Origin of the sequence: Streptomyces sp. NPDC096079 (genome assembly GCF_040303145.1) — a bacterium.
Lineage (GTDB): Bacteria > Actinomycetota > Actinomycetes > Streptomycetales > Streptomycetaceae > Streptomyces.
Genome location: NZ_JBEOST010000032.1, coordinates 31,851 through 49,279 on the forward strand (window position 1 = coordinate 31,851; position 17,429 = coordinate 49,279).

12 protein-coding genes and 4 pseudogenes are annotated in these 17,429 nt (G+C 69.6%); 9 read left to right on the forward strand and 7 right to left on the reverse strand.

Translation table 11 applies throughout. The features are described 5' to 3' along the window. The first annotated feature begins 315 nt into the window (after window positions 1-315). The 5 genes and pseudogenes from ABTY59_RS35145 to ABTY59_RS35165 form a co-directional block, all read left to right on the forward strand. Window positions 316-1,164, forward strand: coding sequence for a methyltransferase domain-containing protein (locus ABTY59_RS35145; RefSeq protein ID WP_352023201.1), 849 nt, complete (start codon window positions 316-318; stop codon window positions 1,162-1,164). A gap of 101 nt (window positions 1,165-1,265) precedes the next feature. Beyond that, window positions 1,266-1,388 (forward strand): annotated as a pseudogene (locus tag ABTY59_RS35150) (IS5/IS1182 family transposase); the annotation flags it as partial. A 22-nt stretch (window positions 1,389-1,410) separates the two neighbouring features. Beyond that, window positions 1,411-1,719: pseudogene (locus ABTY59_RS37740) on the forward strand (helix-turn-helix domain-containing protein); the annotation flags it as partial. A 573-nt stretch (window positions 1,720-2,292) separates the two neighbouring features. Further along, window positions 2,293-2,598 (forward strand): hypothetical protein, encoded by a 306-nt coding sequence (locus ABTY59_RS35160; RefSeq protein ID WP_352023202.1) that lies wholly within the window; start codon window positions 2,293-2,295, stop codon window positions 2,596-2,598. 680 nt (window positions 2,599-3,278) lie between these two features. Beyond that, a pseudogene (locus tag ABTY59_RS35165) lies at window positions 3,279-3,578 on the forward strand (hypothetical protein); the annotation flags it as partial. Here ABTY59_RS35165 and ABTY59_RS35170 read toward each other — a convergent pair. From ABTY59_RS35170 to ABTY59_RS35180, 3 genes and pseudogenes are all read right to left on the reverse strand, one after another. Continuing rightward, complete coding sequence (locus tag ABTY59_RS35170; RefSeq protein WP_352023203.1) at window positions 3,535-3,882, reverse strand: transposase; 348 nt, start codon at window positions 3,880-3,882, stop codon at window positions 3,535-3,537. The pseudogene ABTY59_RS35165 and the gene ABTY59_RS35170 sit on opposite strands and share 44 nt — an antisense overlap. Window positions 3,883-3,892: 10 nt before the next feature. Continuing rightward, window positions 3,893-4,306 (reverse strand): annotated as a pseudogene (locus ABTY59_RS35175) (transposase); the annotation flags it as partial. Window positions 4,307-4,593: 287 nt separating this feature from the next. Next, window positions 4,594-5,271, reverse strand: coding sequence for an SMI1/KNR4 family protein (locus tag ABTY59_RS35180; protein ID WP_352023204.1), 678 nt, complete (start codon window positions 5,269-5,271; stop codon window positions 4,594-4,596). Window positions 5,272-6,861: 1,590 nt separating this feature from the next. Here ABTY59_RS35180 and ABTY59_RS35185 point away from each other — a divergent pair. Next, window positions 6,862-7,665 carry a CPBP family intramembrane glutamic endopeptidase gene (locus ABTY59_RS35185; RefSeq protein ID WP_352023205.1) on the forward strand — a complete coding sequence of 268 codons (804 nt, stop codon included), beginning with the start codon at window positions 6,862-6,864 and terminating at the stop codon, window positions 7,663-7,665. Window positions 7,666-7,735: 70 nt separating this feature from the next. On the opposite strand, the gene ABTY59_RS35190 is transcribed toward ABTY59_RS35185, so the two are convergent. Then, on the reverse strand, window positions 7,736-8,587 hold the full coding sequence (locus tag ABTY59_RS35190; protein ID WP_352023206.1) for a sulfurtransferase: 852 nt from the start codon (window positions 8,585-8,587) through the stop codon (window positions 7,736-7,738). A gap of 664 nt (window positions 8,588-9,251) precedes the next feature. Here ABTY59_RS35190 and ABTY59_RS35195 point away from each other — a divergent pair. Next, complete coding sequence (locus tag ABTY59_RS35195; RefSeq protein ID WP_352023223.1) at window positions 9,252-12,719, forward strand: M28 family peptidase; 3,468 nt, start codon at window positions 9,252-9,254, stop codon at window positions 12,717-12,719. A 168-nt stretch (window positions 12,720-12,887) separates the two neighbouring features. Here the strand turns inward: ABTY59_RS35195 and ABTY59_RS35200 are convergent, their stop codons facing one another. Beyond that, window positions 12,888-13,466, reverse strand: coding sequence for a hypothetical protein (locus tag ABTY59_RS35200; protein WP_352023207.1), 579 nt, complete (start codon window positions 13,464-13,466; stop codon window positions 12,888-12,890). Between the two features lie 202 nt (window positions 13,467-13,668). On the opposite strand from ABTY59_RS35200, the gene ABTY59_RS35205 reads away from it, so the two are divergent. Beyond that, a complete protein-coding gene (locus ABTY59_RS35205; RefSeq protein WP_352023208.1) occupies window positions 13,669-14,250 on the forward strand; it encodes a hypothetical protein in 582 nt (193 codons plus the stop codon). Window positions 14,251-14,469: 219 nt separating this feature from the next. After that, the gene (locus tag ABTY59_RS35210; RefSeq protein WP_352023209.1) at window positions 14,470-15,003 is read left to right on the forward strand and encodes a DUF7822 domain-containing protein; all 534 of its coding nucleotides are present in this window, start codon (window positions 14,470-14,472) and stop codon (window positions 15,001-15,003) included. Window positions 15,004-15,128: 125 nt separating this feature from the next. Here ABTY59_RS35210 and ABTY59_RS35215 read toward each other — a convergent pair whose 3' ends face one another. Next, window positions 15,129-16,586, reverse strand: a complete 1,458-nt coding sequence (locus tag ABTY59_RS35215; RefSeq protein WP_352023210.1) for a sensor histidine kinase — start codon at window positions 16,584-16,586, stop codon at window positions 15,129-15,131. Then, window positions 16,583-17,245: a response regulator transcription factor gene (locus tag ABTY59_RS35220; RefSeq protein WP_352023224.1), complete on the reverse strand. Its 663-nt coding sequence runs from the start codon at window positions 17,243-17,245 to the stop codon at window positions 16,583-16,585. The genes ABTY59_RS35215 and ABTY59_RS35220 overlap by 4 nt, the downstream gene beginning before the upstream one ends. Window positions 17,246-17,429: the final 184 nt, after the last annotated feature.

Here is a 17,429-nt window from a genome sequence, read left to right on the forward strand (position 1 = left end):
GGGAGACGGTCTGCACCGTCCGGAAGGTGCTCCGGCTAGCCGGACGGCCATGCCCTTGGACCACTCAGACGCGCTTGCGTACTGAGGCATGAGGGTCTCCGCCGTGCTCGTAGACTTATGACGTGGCATTCATGAGCACCCCGCACTGCTGCTTCCTGTGATGGGAAGCCGCTGAGGGCGATGCCGGACGGCGTCGCCCTCCTCGGTGTGCCTGCCGCGAGAGTCCCGTCCCGATGCTGCCCGTCTATCTGAGGCAGTGACGCTCTGACCGCGCAGGCACGATCCCTTCCCTTCACCCCTTGCCAGGAGTGCCTCGTGCCCGTGTCGCTTCCCCCTGCCCTCGATCTGTCCCTCGACCTGCTGCGTTGCCCGACGTGCCGTACGCGCCGCCTGCACCCCGGCCGCGGTGCATTGCGTTGCCCGGTGGGCCACACCTTCGACATCGCCCGTCACGGCTGTGCCAGCCTGCTGACGGGCACCCGCGCCACCAGCGGCGACGACGCGGCCATGGTTGAGGCCCGGGACCGGTTTCTGTCCACCGGCGCCTACGCGCCCATCCGCGAGGTCGGGGCCCGCCTGGCGGTTGAAGCAGTGCCTGAGCAGGGCACGGTGGTGGATGTGGGGTGCGGCACGGGCTACTACTTGGCCGGCGTACTCGACCAGTTGCCCGGCGCCCGTGGTCTGGGGCTGGAGACATCGGTGCGCGCGCTGCGCTTGGTGGCCCGTGCCCACGACCGAGCTGCTGCGGTGGCCTGGGACGTGTTCCGTCCCTTCCCGCTGGCCGACGGGGCGGCCGATGTCGTGCTGGACGTGTTCGCCCCACGCAACCCGGCCGAGTTCCACCGCGTGCTGCGTCCGACCGGTCGGTTGATCGTGGTCCGCCCCTCCGGGCGGCACTTGGCCGAGCTGCGTGGCCAGGTGCCTGCGATGGTCATGATCGACCCGGCCAAGGAACAGCGCCTGCACCGGGCGCTCAACCCCTTCTTCGAGGCCGTCGTCACCGAGCGGGTGGAGTACTCCGTTCCCTTGACCAAGTTGGATGTCCTGGATCTGGTGGGGATGACACCGAGCGCACGCCATGTGAGCCGCGCAGACCTCAACGACGGCGTCCTGCCCGATCAGATCACCGTCTCCGTGCTGGCCACCGCCTACCGACCCCGGTGACCACGAGCGGGCGCATGCGCCTGCTGACCGACGAGCAATGGAGACAGATCGCGTGGCGACCTGACGTGCAGGTACTCCCTCTCCTGCTGGGCAAAGGTCCGCGACGACCTCGCGCGGAACGATCATTCGACCTGCTCAAGCAGTGGCGGGGCCTGGCCACCCATTACGACAGACCCGCGATCGTCCACCGCTCCGCAGCTGTACGGGCGGCGATCATCGCCTGATTACGGAATTGAGAGACACGACCTGAGGCTCAGTCCCAGGCATTTCTCCTGTAAGGGTGGGGTGCTGCGGGCTGAGCCGGTGTGCGTGGAGACGTTCACGGGCTTGCGGATCGACCGGTTCGCGAAGCTGGTGACAGTAGTCAAGGAGCGGGGCGGGAACGGTCCCGGTGGCGGCTGGCCGTGGTGTCTGCCGCTGCCGGACCGGGTGCTGCTGGTGGCGGTGTACTCCCGCACGAACCTCACCATGCGGGAGCTGGGCCCGCTGTTCGGAATGTCGCCGGCGACGGTGTGCCGGGTCATCCAGCGGCTTGGTTCGCTGCTGGCGCTTGAGCGGGCTCCGCGGCCGGTGGCCGACACATTCCGGTCCGCGACCGCAAGGTCGGCGCCTCCTCCCGCAACTACCGGTTCTCGGCGAACGTGCAGGTCGTCATCGACGCGGACACCCGCCTGGTCATCGCGGCGGCCGGGCCGGCACCGGGCGACAAGGCCGACGCGCACGTCTGGCGGGAGTCGGATCTGCCGACGACCCTGGCGGCCGGGACGACGGTCATCGGACGGCGCCTACCTCGGCACCGGCCTGGTCGTCCCGCACCGCAAGAGAGCCCTCGCCATGAACCGGTGAACCAGCAGCTCAGACCTCACCTCGGCCCGCCGAAATCCGACGTTCTGCAACACCCTTTAGTAGCCCCAGCGCTGACCCACGCTGTCGTCGTCGCGGCAGTGAATCGCGCGGCCTTTGGCGTCGCGTCCGGAGGTGCCGACGTCGGCCTTCCGGCATATCTGGCCGGCCCGGTAGCAGTTGCCGGCGTTGGACACGGGATAGCAGCTGCTGGCCTCTTGGGTGGGCTCGGGCGCGGGGGCCTGGGTGCGCGTGCGGGTAGGAGCCGGAGGGGCAGGGGCGGGCTTGGTGGTGGCCGGGGCGGGGGCATGGGTGGTGGGCGCGACGGAGGGGGCTGAGGAGGTCGGCGTCGCCGGGGTGGGGGTGACGCTGGGACCCGGGCTCTGTGTTACCGAGGGGCTGGTGCTCGCGCTGGCGGTGGCTGGGGCGCTGGGGGTGTTGGCGGGCGTGGCCGGTTCGCAAGCGGCGAGCGACAGGACGGCGGCGATGACGGTGACGACACCTATGTGGCGCCTCTTCAGGGCCTTCATCTGGTTGCCGAGCGATCTGGCCATGGAGAACTCCTTGATGCTGAGAAGATCTGACTCGTGATCAAGATACGCATTTTGTTGAAAGTGTGAAGATCCTGCGCGAGGTTCGAGACAGGCATGAGGGAGCCTCCGCTGTCTCCGCCAGATCCGGGCGTGAATCTGGCGAAACCGCGATGCGAGTACGAGCCGGTCGCAACGGCGTTGGCGCGATCGAAGAAGACGCGGAACTGAGGGCGCGGCCGCTGATGGTGCGGGTCCTGGCAGACCCGATAGCGGCTGACGCCCTCGACGCGGCGACACGCTATGGCGCTCTGGCGGTGCAGGGCCCGCCGCTCGGAGTCGCCTCACAGGGCAAGGGCGACGGGCGGCGGGCTCTTGGGCCCCCTGGCCCCAAAGCGGAACGATGGCAGTCGCCGACCTCAGGAGTTCGCGCAGACTGCGCGCCGGTCGCCTCGACGGGGCCGAGGCTCACGGCACCGTCGACCGGATCGCTCGCTCCGCGTCCGTCACGGATGCGGGATCGGAGGCAGGCGCCGGCAGTGGTGACCTTCGCGCTCGTCTCAGTGGTTGTTGTCCTTCCGGTCTTGATGGCTCTGTTTCCGCTGGTCAGGAACAGGGTCGGCGGGCCTGTGGCAGTGGTGTGTCGGTGAGGTGCTGGCCCCCGGCGACGATGCCGTGGTTGGCCCCGCCGCATCCGCGGGTCTGCCGGCTCCCAGTGGACAACCGGTGCGGTCCGGGCCGGAGGGAGCGGCGAAGCCGAAGTAGGTGGTGCCGATGTGGCGGGCGGGACTGGCCTGGTCGGTCCTGTCGGCGGATTACCGGCGCATTCTGCAATCCCTCGCGGACCGGAACCGGCTCGGTCAAGGCCCATTGACGTGCCAGGAGATGGCAGCCTGCTTCGGCCTGGACCCGGTGCCGGGGAAGGTGGAAGCCTTGCGGTCGAAGGCGAAGCGACTGGTGGCCCGGGGTTGGTTGGTCGAGTCGGCGCCGGGTCGGTTCACGCTCGCGAAGAACGTGACCGGGCAAGGCGGCGGGTCATGAGCGTCGTCATCGACCAGTAGATCATCGCTTCCGCGCTGCTGGTGGAGCGCTCGAAGTCGCGTACCAATCGGCGGCTTCGCATCAGCTGGGCGAAGAACCGTTCCACGGTCCACCGCTTCGGCAGCACGACGAAGCCGCGCATGTCGTCGCTGCGCTTGACGATGGCAAGGACCACGGCGAGCACAGCGAGGCTGTACTCGACGAGGCTTCCGGCGTAGCCGCCGTCGGCCCAGACCAGAGCGAGGAGGTGGTTCGGCGGCGACCTGGGCGAGCAGCACCTGGGCGGCGGCACGGTCGCCGACATCCGCGGCGGTGACCATTACAGTGAGCAGCAGGCCGAGCGTGTCGACCACGACGTGCCGCTTGCGGCCGTTGTTCAGCGTGCCGCCGTCGAAGCCCCGGCTGTCGGATCCGACCACGGCGCCCGCCTTGACCGACTGGGAGTCGATCACGCCGGCGCTCGGCTCCGGATCCCGCCCGGCCTGCTCACGGACCTGGCGGCGGAGGCGGTCGTGGAACTCGCGGACCAGGCCGTGGTCGCGCCAACGTCGGAAGAACGCGTAGACCCGGTCCCACGGCGGGAAGTCGACCGGCCTGGCCCGCCACTTCGTGCCGTTGTCGACCAGGTAGCGGATCGCGTCCAGTAGCGCTCGGTGACAGTACGCCTCCGGCTGGACGCCTCGGCCCTGAAGCCAGCGCGGCACCGGCAGCAGCGGCCGGACCGCCACTCACTCGGCGTCGGTCATGTCGGAGGGGTAGCGTCGCACACGTGACCCGTGGTCGGCCGCGTTCCCGTACGCGGCCGACCACGGCAATCACACCGTCGGGCACCCGAGTTGGACGGATTTGAGGGAGACACGGAAGACTGCGGCACAGGGCCTCCTGTTGCACGTGGACTTCGACACCCGCGAGCTGTTCAGGAGGCCCTGTCTTCATGCGCGCACGGGCTGCAGATCCCCCAACCGGGCGACAAGCGCAGTGTCCTGCGTTGCCGTGATCGGCAGCGGACTTCTTGCTATCGGGCCTGGTTGCAGGCAGCTTCGGCGTCTGCGAGCCAGCCGAGGTACCAACTGGCGAAGTCCAGAGGAGAGCCGTCGGCGTCGCGCATCGGCTGAAGATCCGTGCCATTGATGCGATCGTCACGCCACATCCGGCCTCGCTCCGGCCCGGTAACGACCAGCCAGACCACCATCCCGCAGCCCTCATCGCACAGGCAAAGCGCCCCGGCCGTGCGGCGCGGATCGTACTGCACCTCTCCCAGACGCTCCTCCCACTCCTCAACGGCCGCGGCGAGATCGGCGAGGTCGTCGAACTCCTCCTCCACCGGCCGCTCAGCGAGGATCCTCACCGTCGCCGCTGGATCCGCCCCTCCCGGGAACAGCTCAGCGAACATGCCCGGCTCGACCTCCTCAATGAGCTCTCCGACCCAGTGCCAGCCTGCGGAACCCTCACGCCGCATGACCGGGAGAATGCCGTAAGCCGGCCCGGCCCCTCCCGCTCCGACATGCAAGAGGAACGAGCGATAGTCCTCGGGCAGGTCAACATCCAGCCATGCCTCGAGGTCCGCCACCTCGGTGGCAGTCAGAGGCGCATCGAGGGCCAAGCCGTGCGCCCTCGCCCCGAACACCTTGTCGCCGCCTGGCACTGCGGCCAGAGCCAGAACCCGATCGCGCACCCCGGTCCAGTCGGTCATGGAGTCCGACCCTACCGGCGACCCAGGCGCTCAGCCTGCCTGGGGTGGTGACACCGACGACGAACGGAAGCGCCGCCGTCGAACTCGCGACCATCAAGATCGGTAGAACAACAGCCACTCACCGGAGAAAGATCGGTGGCATGTACTCGACGTACGGGATACGGTGCAGATCTTGCCCGCGGAAAGGCAGGTCGGCTCGCAGTCGGGGGACTTTGGATGACGAACGACTCGAACGGTGCGCTGCCGCCCGTTCCTCCACAGCCCTCTCAGCCGCCGCCGCATGCCCCCTCGGCCGTCCACAGTGGGCCGCCACGTTGGGCGTGGTGGGTAGTCGGCATCCTGATCCCGGTCCTGGGCCTCGTCGTCACGGTGCTTACCCAGCAACGATCCGCCCCGCCGAATGGAGGGCCACCGGCCGGGCACACATCAGTCCCTGTCTCGTCGACCACTACACCGGCGACACCACCGCCCGCCTCGGCCGGACAGACCTCGGATGCTGCCTCGCCGTCGCCTTCCACGAGCGCGGCCCCAGTCGTTCTCAGATCAGGCAACGTCGCTCTCAGCCCAATGGACAGCGCCGATCTCGAGCACGGCACTGCAGGAAAGACGGTAGTAAGCCCGGACATATCGTGGGGCGGGGACGACAGCTTCGCAGCGATGAACGGACGGGTCGCCCGCTCCTTGGAGGGGGCAACTCCCACCCACTGCGCGAAGCTCATCCGCAACTATTCCGCAGGCTCGGAGTCGATGGCCCCGATGGGCTCCTGGTTCTGCTTGCCGACCAGTGCCGGGCACGTGGCGGCCCTGCAATATCTCGGTCCCGCTGAGAACGGCCAACGGCAGTTCCACTACATCGTGTGGGACGTGACCGCCCCGGCGTCCTGAGCAGGAGAGCCGACTCCGGAGGGAGCCGACCGGCCACACAGAGGACCGGCCGCGCAGCAGCTGCACGTGCCGTTGGGCACCGAGCGTGCTGAGGACGATCTGCGAGCCCAGACGTTCTGCAGACCGGCTTGAGCCGGTGCAGCAGGGAGAGGCACGTGCAGTGCGGAGCGGATCAGGCTCCGGGACCCACGGAAGAGCGGGCTGCCCGAGGTGGGATCCGATTTCCCTCTTCGTGTGCGACGTGACCTGCGCTACGGACCAACCCCCGCTCGACCAGGTCGTAGTGCGCACAAAGGCGGGCACAGCCGATCACCCCCGTTGCCACGGGTTCCTGAGCGGTCGACTGAATCGCGTGGCGCATGACAGAGACTTCATGGTCGGGAGCGGAGTGACAGACTTCAGGGAAGTGTTCCGTCCACGCGTACCTTGAGAAAGCAGACGATGTCCGATCCGATACCAGGGCCTCCGCACCGCGACCCGCATTCCTGGGCGCCTCCGTCGCAGGATGGAGTGCCCCCTGCACAGCCATGGCCCATGCCACCGGGCGTGTGGGGCCCACAGGGTCTCATGCTGCCGCCCCGTCCACTTGGACTGACGACCCCACCACCAGGATCCGCTTACCACGAGCAAGGGCGCAATGGGCGCCAGCGTACCTGGGCGCGAATAGGGGAGTTCTTCCTGGTCCTTGCACTCATGGTGGCCGGGATGATTCTTGTGTTCGTCGGCGCTGCCGTCGCCGGCACGCTACTGGGACTGGAATCGGCTCCAGCCGACAGTGACAGTTTCTTCGCCGATCCGCTGCTGGACGCCGCCATCCTGCTGGTGGGCCTCGCCTTGTGGATTCCGGCCGTGCTCTTTGCCGTCCGCGTATGCGGGAAACGGCCCGCAGGCACGCTCGCGTCCGTCACCGGACGGCTGCGGTGGGGGTGGCTGGGATGGTGCTTCGGACTGGCTGCGGTCGTGCTCGTCATCCAGAACGTCGTGCTGATCGTTTGGGGCCTGTTCCAGGATGGTCCTGAGTCCGCGACCGGGGAGATGCCCGGCTGGTCCGAACTTCTGCTGAGTCTGTTGGTGCTGTGGGCGCTCGTTCCCTTCCAGGCTGCTGCAGAGGAGTTCGTCTTCCGCGGTTGGCTGGTCCAGTTCTTCGGCGGATTTCTTCGCTCGCCCTGGCCTGGGGTGGCTGTGGCCTCCCTGCTGTTTGCCTTGGCCCACGGCTTCGGGCAGATGTCTGGGTTCCTGCTGCTGTGCTACTCGGCGGCCTGGTGGGGATGGCTCACCATTCGCACGGGCGGTTTGGAGGCGGTCATCGCTGTCCATACGGTGAACAACTTGATTGCCTTCTCCTTCTCCGCAGTCTTCGGAGAGCTGGCCGATGAGAGCACCGCTGCGGATGCACCCTGGGAAGCCCTCGTGGCCGAGCTGCTGTTCGCGCCGGCGTTCTGCCTGATAGCTGCTCGACTCGCCGACCGACGCGGAATCCCCACTCGTACACCGAGCCCGACACCCTGACTGTGATCTACCGGTGTTGTCCGAGCCACTGAGACCTCCCGCCGGGCGGTCCCGTCAGCCTCGGGCCCGGTCAGCTGATGGCCAGGTCTGTCGTTTCGACCGGGAAGTCAGACGGCAGGCCCCACTCGCTCCATGAGCCGTCGTACACGGCCAGGTCGTGGTAGCCGGCCAGATCAGCGCCGAGGGCGAGAACGCAGGCGGTGACACCGGATCCGCAGCTGAACACCAGGCGTTCGCGGGGGCCGGCGGCGGCGCTGAACAAGGCATGAAGCTCGTCCGATGCGCGCATCCGGCCATCTACCTGGAGGTCGGTGAAGGGCAGGTTCACCGCGCCGGGCATGTGGCCGCGCCGCAGTCCCGGCCGGGGCTCCGTTACCTGGCCGGCGTAGCGCTCGCGGCTGCGGGCGTCGAGCACGGCCGAGGCGCCGTCGGAGAGTGCGGCTGTCACGGTCACGCTGTCCGCGAGGAGCTCGGGCCGCGGCTTCGCGATGAAGTCCCCAGCCGCCGTGGGCACCGTCGACGCCGAGGCGGGCTCGCAACCGAGGCCGCCGGCCTTCCAGGCAGGCAGGCCGCCATCGAGGACGGCAGCCCGGTCGAAACCGGCCACGCGCAGCATCCACCACGCGCGAGCGCTGGAGTAGAGGCCGGCGGCGTCGTAGGCCACCACGACGCTGTGGTCGTGCAGGCCCAGCGCCCGCAGGGAGCGGGCGAAGGCATTCAGGTCAGGCATGGTGTGCGGGAGCGGACTCGTCGTGTCCGACATCGTTCCGTCGATGTCGAAGACCCGCGCGCCCGGAATCCGTTCCGCCGCACCCCGGTGCGCTCCGACGCTCGCGTCCAGGACGACCAGATCGGGGTGATGGAGCCGCTCGGCAAGCCAGTCGGGCGTGACCAGCGAGCTACCGGGAGGCTGCAAGTCCATCAGAGCCTTCTCCCGGTCGTTGGCGCAGCATGGCTGGTCTTTTCCGGCCAGGCTACTCCGATCCCGCGGGTTCTGTGACCTTGGACTGGGAGCCGGTAACGACATTCACGAAGCAGTACGGGGGCCCGCCACCCGCCTCCGGCAGGTGCGGCTACGTCTACCCCGGCGCTCCGGTACCGAGCTTCACGAGTCCCGGCACGCCCCGCCTGAGGACACAACTCGGGCAGTCTCGCCGAGGGCTCCCGGTCCGTACCAGTGCAGAACCCCTTCGACCACTTGACGGTGGTGCCACCATCCGCCACAACGCCCGTTGCTGACCGGCAGCAATAGTCGGATCCCGTCCCACTCGGCAGCACTCAGATCACCCCTCCCAGGGTGTCGTCAAACGGCATGGCTAAGCCGGCCGGCTGGGCGCACGGGAGATCAGGGGATGACAGGGCCTTCCCTGACCGGCATGGCGGGCTCTCGACGGCCAGGCAGACCGGAACCGGCCGCTTCCGGCGCGCGCGGGGGCTGTCGGCGGGTCATAACGCGGGTCTTATGCCCGAAGGGATGGCTCTCGCTCGTCATGTCCACGCCCATACTCGGCGGCGACGACACCCGAGCTCCCCCACGATCGGAGTGGATTGTGCAGCCCACCAGATGGACGGCGGCCGTGACAGCGATGGCGCTGTCCGCGAGCCTCGCCGGAACCCTCGCCGGAACGGCGTCGGCGGCGCAGCCGGCACCGGCCCAGACGGACAGCCCCGTGACCCGCGCGGTCGCGGCCGCGGACCTGGCAGTCGACAGCGGTCTCGACACATTGGTCAACTCGGCCCAGGAACAGTACGAGCGACGTCTCGTCACTCCTTGGCTGAAGGACCTCTACTCGGTTTCGTACGAGCGCAGCTATCGAGGCCTGCCGGTCGTCGGCGGTGACGCCGTCGTCCTTGCCGACGGTTCCGGCAGGATCCGCGCCCTCCAGTCCGCCTCCTCCGTGCGCATCGACGTGGCGACGCGGCCGTCGGTCCACGCGAAGAAGGCCGAGGCCGCCTCGCGGAAGAGACTGGCCTCGGTCGACAAGGTCGAGAGCAGCCGACTTGTCGTCCGCCTCAAGGACGACAAGCCGGTCCTGGCCTGGGAGACCGTGCTGCGCGGCCGTACCGAGACCGCGCCGAGCAAGCTGCACGTCTTCGTCGATGCCCGTACCGGTGCCGTCGTCGACAGCTACGACGACGTGGTCGCGGGCACCGGCAACAGCAAGTGGAACGGTCCGGGCCCGATCACCATCGACACCACCGCCTCGGGCTCCACCTACTCCCTCCGCGACCCGAACCGTACCGGCCTGAGCTGCGCCGACTACAGCACCAACGCGGTCTTCTCGAAGTCCTCCGACTCCTGGGGCACCGGCAACCCCACGAGCAAGGAGACCGGCTGCGTCGACCTGATGTTCGCCGCGCAGAAGCAGTGGGACATGCTCGGCCAGTGGCTGGGCCGCAACGGCGTCAACGGCAACGGCCGCAGCTTCCCCGGCAAGGTCGGGCTGAGCGATCTCAACGCCTACTGGGACGGCAGCTCGGTGACCATCGGGCGCAACAGCGCCAACGAGTGGATCGCCGGCGTGGACGTGGTGGCCCACGAGTACGGGCACGCCATCGACTCCAACACCCCCGGCGGCACCAGCGGTCAGGAGGCCGGACTCGGCGAGAGCACCGGCGACATCTTCGGCGCGCTGACCGAGGCGTACATCAACCAGCCCGCTCCCTACGACGTCCCCGACTTCACGGTGGGCGAGGTCATCAACCTCCAGGGCCGGGGCCCGATCCGCAACATGTACAACCCGCCCGCCGTCAACAACGACCCGGCCTGCTACAGCTCGGCGATCCCCGGCACCGAGGTGCACGCCGCAGCAGGCCCGCTGAACCACTGGTTCTACCTGCTCTCCGAGGGCACCAACCCCAGTGGCGGCAAGCCCAGCAGCAGCACCTGCAACCAGAGCACCCTCACGGGCGTGGGGATACAGACCGCCGGCAAGATCTTCTACGGCGGCATGCTGCTCAAGACCAGCAGCATGAGCTACAAGAAGTACCGCACCGCGACGCTCAGCTCCGCGAAGTCGCTCGACGCGACCTGCGGCCTCTTCCTCAAGACGAAGGCGGCCTGGGACGCGATCAGCGTGCCCGCCCAGTCCGCCGACCCGACCTGCACCCCGAGCGGCCAGAACGACGACTTCTCGATGTCGCTCAACCCCGCGTCCGGCACCGTCCAGCAGGGCGGCTCCGTGACCACCACCGTCGGCACCGCCGTCACGACCGGCGGCTCCCAGTCGGTGACGCTGACCGCCACCGGCCTGCCCTCCGGCGTAACCGCCTCCTTCAACCCCGCGACGGTACAGGCCGGACAGTCCTCGGTACTGACGCTGACCGCCACCTCCAACGCGGCACCCGGCACGTCCACGGTCGTCGTCAGGGGACAGGGCACCACGCTGTCGCACACCACCGACTACACGCTCAACATCGGCGGAACCCAGCCCGGCAACGACCCGCCGGACGTCAACGTCGCCAACGTGCAGGCACACCTGACCCAGTTCAACACGATCGCCGGCCAGAACGGCGGCAACCGCCGCGCGGGCAGCGCCGGATACACCCAGTCGCTGGCCTACGTGAAGGGCAAGCTGCAGGCCGCCGGATACACGGTGACCGAGCAGAACTGCACGTCCTGCACCTACCCCTCGAACAACCTGATCGCCGACTGGCCCGGCGGCCCCGACGACCAGGTCGTCATGTTCGGCGCGCACCTGGACGGCGTCTCGGCGGGCCCCGGCATCAACGACAACGGCTCGGGATCCGCGGCCCTTCTGGAGAACGCCCTCGTCCTCGCCCAGAAGAACCCGACGATGACCAAGCACGTGCGCTTCGCCTGGTGGACCGACGAGGAGCAGGGCCTCAACGGCTCCGCGTTCTACGTCAACCGGCTCACCGCCACGCAGCGCGCGGCCGTCAAGGCCTACTACAACTTCGACATGGTCGGCTCCACCAACGGCGGCTACTTCATCAACAACCTCAACTCCACCGCCGCCGCGCCCCTCAAGGCGTACTGGACCTCCCTCAACCTGGCGCCCGAGGAGAACACCGAGGGCCAGGGCCGCAGCGACGACTACTCCTTCCAGCAGGGCGGCATCCCCACCTCCGGATACGCGGCCGGAGCGAGCGCCCGCAAGACCTCGGCTCAGGCGCAGAAGTGGGGCGGCTCCGCCAACACCGCCTACGACTCCTGCTACCACAGCGCCTGTGACACCACGAGCAACATCAACGCGACGGTCCTGAACCGCAGCGCCGACGGGATCGCCTACGCCCTCTGGAAGCAGGCCGTCGGCACCACCACCCCGGCACAGGACTTCTCGGTCGGCGTCAGCCCGTCCGCGGGCAGCACGGCCCCCGGCGGGTCCCTCTCGGCGACGGTGAACACCGCCACGGTGAGCGGCGCCGCCCAGACCGTGAGCCTCTCCGTCTCCGGCGCGCCGGCCGGCGTGACCGCCACGCTCAGCCCGACGTCCGTCCAGTCCGGCAGCTCCTCGTCCCTGTCCGTGCAGGTCGGCGCGAGCACCACGCCCGGGACCTACACCCTGACCGTCACCGGCTCGGGCACCGTCAGCCACACCACCACGTACACGCTGACCGTGACGGGCGGCGGCGGATCCTGCACGCCGCGCCAGCTCATCGTGAACGGCGGCTTCGAGAACGGCAGCAGTCCGTGGACCGCGAGCGCGGGCGTGATCACCAACGACTCGCGGCAGGCGGCACACGCGGGCAGCTACAAGGCGTGGCTGGGCGGAAGGGGCTCCAGCTACACGGAGAACGCCGCACAGTCCGTGTCCATCCCCTCGGGCTGCACCTCGTACCGGCTCTCCTTCTTCGTCCACATCGACACGGACGAGACCGAGAACGTCGCCTACGACGTGGCCACGGTCAAGGTGGGCGGCCAACAGCTGGCGTCCTACTCCAACCTGAACGCGGCCGCCGGCTACGTCGAGAAGTCGTACGACCTCTCGCCCTTCGCCGGCCAGACCGTCACCCTCGCCTTCACTTCGGTGGAGGACCAGTCCCTGCAGACCTCGTTCGTCCTGGACGACGTCTCGATCCAGGTGAGCTGAGACCCGACGCCCATCCGACCCAGTGAGCCCGGCCCGGCCCCCGGAGGCGGGGGCCGGGCCTCCGGCAGTGCGGGTTTCCGGAAGCGCTGCAACGTGGCGATGTCCCGTAGACCACGTGTCCCGGGCGGACGGAGGAAACCACCCCCGGCCCTATGTCGCGGATACGGATCAGGAATAGGTCATGGGGCAGCCGTGCCGTAGGGAGTACTGCGCGGCGCGCAGGTAGAGAGCCACGTAGAAGGCCGCGTCCAGGTCCTCGGCCCACGGTCCGGGCCGCGCCGGGACGGTCCGCTCCGCCCCGCCCTCCAGGAACCACAGGCTCACTGCGAGGTTCTCGCCCGCCGGGATCGCGTCCACGGGCAGTTCGACGGAACCGGCAAGCCGCTCGGCCAGGGCGAGCACCTGCGGAGCTCCGGCGACCACTGTCTCGTCGCCGGAATAGGCGGTGCCGAGGGGGAGCACGATCTGCTCCTCCAGCGTGAGGGGTATCAGTACGCTCCAGTCGAGGAGGGTCGACAACTCCGCATCGGTCAGTTGCGCCCTGCACAGCGCCACGAAGCCGTCCATGGGCGGGCTGACCTTTTCTTCGAACCAGCCCGGCGCCTCCTGTGCGGTCTGCGGCAGCTCGTACGGGGGCAGCCCGCGCCGTTCCAGCTCGGTGTTCAGCGCGGCAGCGACCTCCCCGTAGCCGTCCTCCCCGTCCTGTGACCAGTCCTGTGCGGTGACACTCACCAGATAGACACCCATGACGGCAACGTACCGACCACCACTGACAACGTCCCTGCCTCGCGGACTAGCGCGGCGGCCGCGCCCACCGGTTCAGCGCCACCGCGCTGCCCAGAAGAGCGGGCCAGCCCGTCGGGGGATCACTCTCATCGGCAAACGGGGGAATCAGCCTTGCCGCACCGAACTGTGCTGGCAGCATGGTTGGGAGCGCGAGGAGGCTGCCGTGACTGATCCGCTGCCGAGGGACGACAACGGCCCGAAGGTGCCGCCGACCTACCCGCCCCGGACCCCGCCGCCGCAGAAGAAGCCCGTCGAGGTGCCGCGGCCGCAGCCGTCGACGAAGCCCGTCTCCTCCGCGCTCCCGCTTCCCGGACCTCAGCAGGCTCGACTTGCCACCCGTCGGCCCCGGATGGCCATCAAGGACCGGCGGGCCGCGAACTGGGCGCTGCGTGCCTACCCCTGGACTGCGGCCCAGGCGGTCCGGAAGCTCACCGAAACGGTCCGCGGCTGGGGGTACGTCCACCCCGACGACCAGGCCCTCGAGCGGGCGGTACGGCTCCTCGTCGACACGGCCGCCTCCGACGAAGGCAGGCGGATCAGCGTCCATCTCGCCGACCAGGACGGCATGCTGCTCATCGTCGTCCTCAGCCACACCGCCGCCGTCGCCGACGACAAGGTCCTCGCCGACCTCGCCGCCGTTCCCGGTACTGCGAGCTGCGGCACCGACACGTCCGACGAGGGGCGACGTGTGTGGGCGGTGCTGTCCACCGAACGCCCCCGTACCCACACCACGCCCTCGGCCTGACGGCGGCCGCGTAGCCTGGCAGACGACAGTAACGACGCCCCGGCGAGGCACGCGTGACCGCTCGGCTTTCGGACCCGCACGCCGTGTGGGCCCACACGGCGAAGGACATCGGCTCCGAGGAAGCTCTCGAACCTGCCGGGCCCGAAGGGCTCCGCGCTCTGCGCAGTGCGCGGACAGATGGCGCCGGTGTTGTCGGTGGCCGGTGTTAGCGTCGCCGTCATGGCAAACCGTTCATATCTCTACGCTGCGGACTCGATACCGAGCGAGGCGGAGATTCCTCAGCAGATCCGGTGCATATCTGAGCACAACTGGGACATCCCGCTTGCGCACAAGCTCCTGGTGGGACGCGGGACCACGGTCGTCCCGTCCATGATCTGGAATCCTCCGATCGGCATCGCCGCGGACTACACCGACGGGGCGGCCCTGCTCCGCGACCTCATGCGCGTGGTCGGCGAGGGCCTGGCGGATAACGTCGAGTTCGCCGAATGCGTTGCCAGGACTCAGGCTCACCTGGAGAAACAGCAGGCGAAGTACTTCGTCCTCGAGACAGGGGAGATCGTCTCGATGACGGACGACGATCCGGCAGCGAGTGTGCGGCGTCTGGTGTCCGGGGACATCCCCGACGCCGTCGCCCAAGCCGAGGCGGCGATCGCCGGCCGCAACGACGACTGGCTGGTCGCGGTCCGGGCCGACTGGCAGCAGCACTTCGCATCCTTCTACAGCGACGCGCTCTACTTCTCCTTTCCCGGCTGACCCGGCTTGCGGGTGCGGGTGCGGGTACGCGTGGCGCGGCCGGCAGGTCGAGCCGTGCGGGCGCGGATTTCACCTGGTCGCGCGGATCGGGGTCATCCACCCGGAACCGGTTTCGGAGCTGCCGGTCACGGCCTGCCGCCACGGGGTGGGGTCGTCGGGGCGAACGTCAGCGTGAACAGCGCTCCGCCGCCCGGCGCCGCCCCGGCCGTCAGCTCCGCCCCGTGTGCGTGGGCGATCTGCCTGGCCATGGCCAGACCGAGGCCGGAGCCGGGCAGGGCACGCGCGGTTTCGGCGCGGTAGAAGCGGTCGAAGACATGGGGGAGGTCGACGGCGGGGATCCCCGGGCCGTGGTCCCGGACCGTCAGTGTCAGTCCGCCCGTGGTGGTCCCGCTGTCGCCCGTGCTCCTGCCGCTCCGGTACGTGCTCAGCGTCACCTCGACCGGGGTGCCGGGCGGGCTGAACTTGGCTGCGTTGTCGAGGAGGTTCGTCAGCAGCCGCGCGAGCCGCGCCGGGACTCCCGGCCGGACCGCGTGCGCCGCGCCCGCCTCCACTTCCAGGACGAAGGGGGTCCGGGGCCAGTGTGTCCGGGCTGTGCCCACCACGTGCTCGGCCAACTCGGCGATGCGCACGTCTTCCAGGAGCGGTAGCGGTTCCTCGTCCCGGGCGAGCTCGATCAGGTCGTTGACGAGCCCGGTCACTTCCCGGATGCCCCGCTCCAGCGCCCCCGCGGCCCGATCGCGTTGGGCGGGTGCCAGTCGGTCGCCGCGGGCCAGGAGCTCTGCGTTGGTGCGTAGCGCGGTCAGCGGGGTCCGTAGTTCGTGGGAGGCGTCCGCGACCAGCCGACGCTGGGAGGCCACCGACTGCTCGAGTTCGCCGAGCATGGCGTTGAAGGCAGCTGCCAGCCGGGTCACCTCGTCCTGCCGGCCCGGTGGGCCGGGCGGAAGCTCGATGCGATGGCGCGGGTCGCGGGTTGCCGCGATCCGTTCGGCGGTCGCGGTCAGCCTTGCCACGGGGGCGAGACCTGTGCGGGAGACGGCGTAGCCGAGCAGCCCGGCCAGCAGCACCCCCACCGCTCCGACCCCGGCCAGCAGTACGGCCGCCTGCCGCACGCCCTTGTCCACCGGGTCCGCCCGCAGCGCCACCTGGAGCGCCTGCCCGTTGCCGAACGGGGTGGTCAGCATCCGCAGCGGCTGCCCGAACCCTTCGACGTTGCTGTAGTACGGGGCGCGCTTGCCCGCCGCGACGTCGCGTACGGGGGTGGTGACGGGCAGCAGGTAGGGGTCGTCGGGGTCCGCGGCCGGGTCGGCGGGGACGATCTGGGCGCAGGGGGGAGCAGAGAGGTAGCGGCACTCGCCCGCCAGGGTCTGCGGGCCCTCGTCCCGGTTGGCCTGGATGAGACGGGTCGCGGACTGGGTGAGGGACAGGTCGAGCTGGTGCAGCAGTTCGTAGCGGATGACGAGGAACGCCGCCGTGCACACCCCGACGGCGACCAGCGCCACCGCCGCCGACGTCGCGAGCGCCAGCCGGGTACGGAGCGGTCGTCTGCGCCGCCAGCGGGCGCCCAGTCTGCGTACCCCGCTCATGCCACATCCAGCCGGTAGCCGAGACCGTGCACGGTGTGGACGAGGCGCGGCTCGCCGCCCGCCTCCAGCTTCCGCCGCAGGTATCCCACATAGACCGCGAGCGAGTTGGAGTCGGGGCCGAAGTCCTGGCCCCAGACCCGCTGCAGGATCACCTCGCGCGGCAGGACCTGGCCCGGGTGGCGCAGCAGGAGCTCCAGAAGAGCGGCTTCGGTGCGGGAGAACTCCAGCGGGCGGCTGCCCCGCCGCCCGGTGCGCGTCACGGGGTCCAGCGTCAGGTCCGCGAAGGCCAGGTCCCCGCCCGGCGCGGGCGGTGCGGCCCGTCGCAGCAACGCCCGCACGCGTGCCACCAGCTCGTCCAAGGCGAACGGTTTCACCAGGTAGTCGTCAGCGCCGGCCTCCAGCCCGTCCACCCGCTCGCTCACCGACGACAGTGCGGTCAACACCAGCACCGGCGTACGGTCCTCCACCGCCCGCAGCCTCCGGCAGACGGCAAGCCCGTCCAGTACCGGCATCATCACGTCCAGGACCAGCGCGTCCGGCTGCCAGGAGGCCACCGCCGACAGCGCCGCCAGGCCATCGCCGACACTCCGGACCTCGTACCCCTCCATGCTCAGCCCGTCCTCGACGGCAGCCCGTACGTCCGGCTCGTCTTCGGCCACCAGGATCCTGCCCGTACTCCACAGACCGCTCGCGCCGCCGGTGGCGCTCCTGCTGCTGGTGCCGTCGCCCGCGCTGCTTGAGCGGCTCCCGTCGCCCGGGCCGCTCCCGCCAACCGGACTCATGCCACCCACACCATCCACACCACCCACACCATCCACACCACCCACACCGCTCATGCCACCC

Coding starts and splice junctions, on each gene's coding strand:
- ABTY59_RS35180 (WP_352023204.1), bottom strand. CDS start 5,271: ATGACCGACTGGACCGGGGTGCGCGATCGGGTTCTGGCTCTGGCCGCA.
- ABTY59_RS35210 (WP_352023209.1), top strand. CDS start 14,470: ATGGCAAACCGTTCATATCTCTACGCTGCGGACTCGATACCGAGCGAG.
- ABTY59_RS35200 (WP_352023207.1), bottom strand. CDS start 13,466: ATGGGTGTCTATCTGGTGAGTGTCACCGCACAGGACTGGTCACAGGAC.
- ABTY59_RS35195 (WP_352023223.1), top strand. CDS start 9,252: ATGGCGCTGTCCGCGAGCCTCGCCGGAACCCTCGCCGGAACGGCGTCG.
- ABTY59_RS35170 (WP_352023203.1), bottom strand. CDS start 3,882: ATGTCGGCGACCGTGCCGCCGCCCAGGTGCTGCTCGCCCAGGTCGCCG.
- ABTY59_RS35185 (WP_352023205.1), top strand. CDS start 6,862: ATGATTCTTGTGTTCGTCGGCGCTGCCGTCGCCGGCACGCTACTGGGA.
- ABTY59_RS35215 (WP_352023210.1), bottom strand. CDS start 16,586: ATGAGCGGGGTACGCAGACTGGGCGCCCGCTGGCGGCGCAGACGACCG.
- ABTY59_RS35190 (WP_352023206.1), bottom strand. CDS start 8,587: ATGGACTTGCAGCCTCCCGGTAGCTCGCTGGTCACGCCCGACTGGCTT.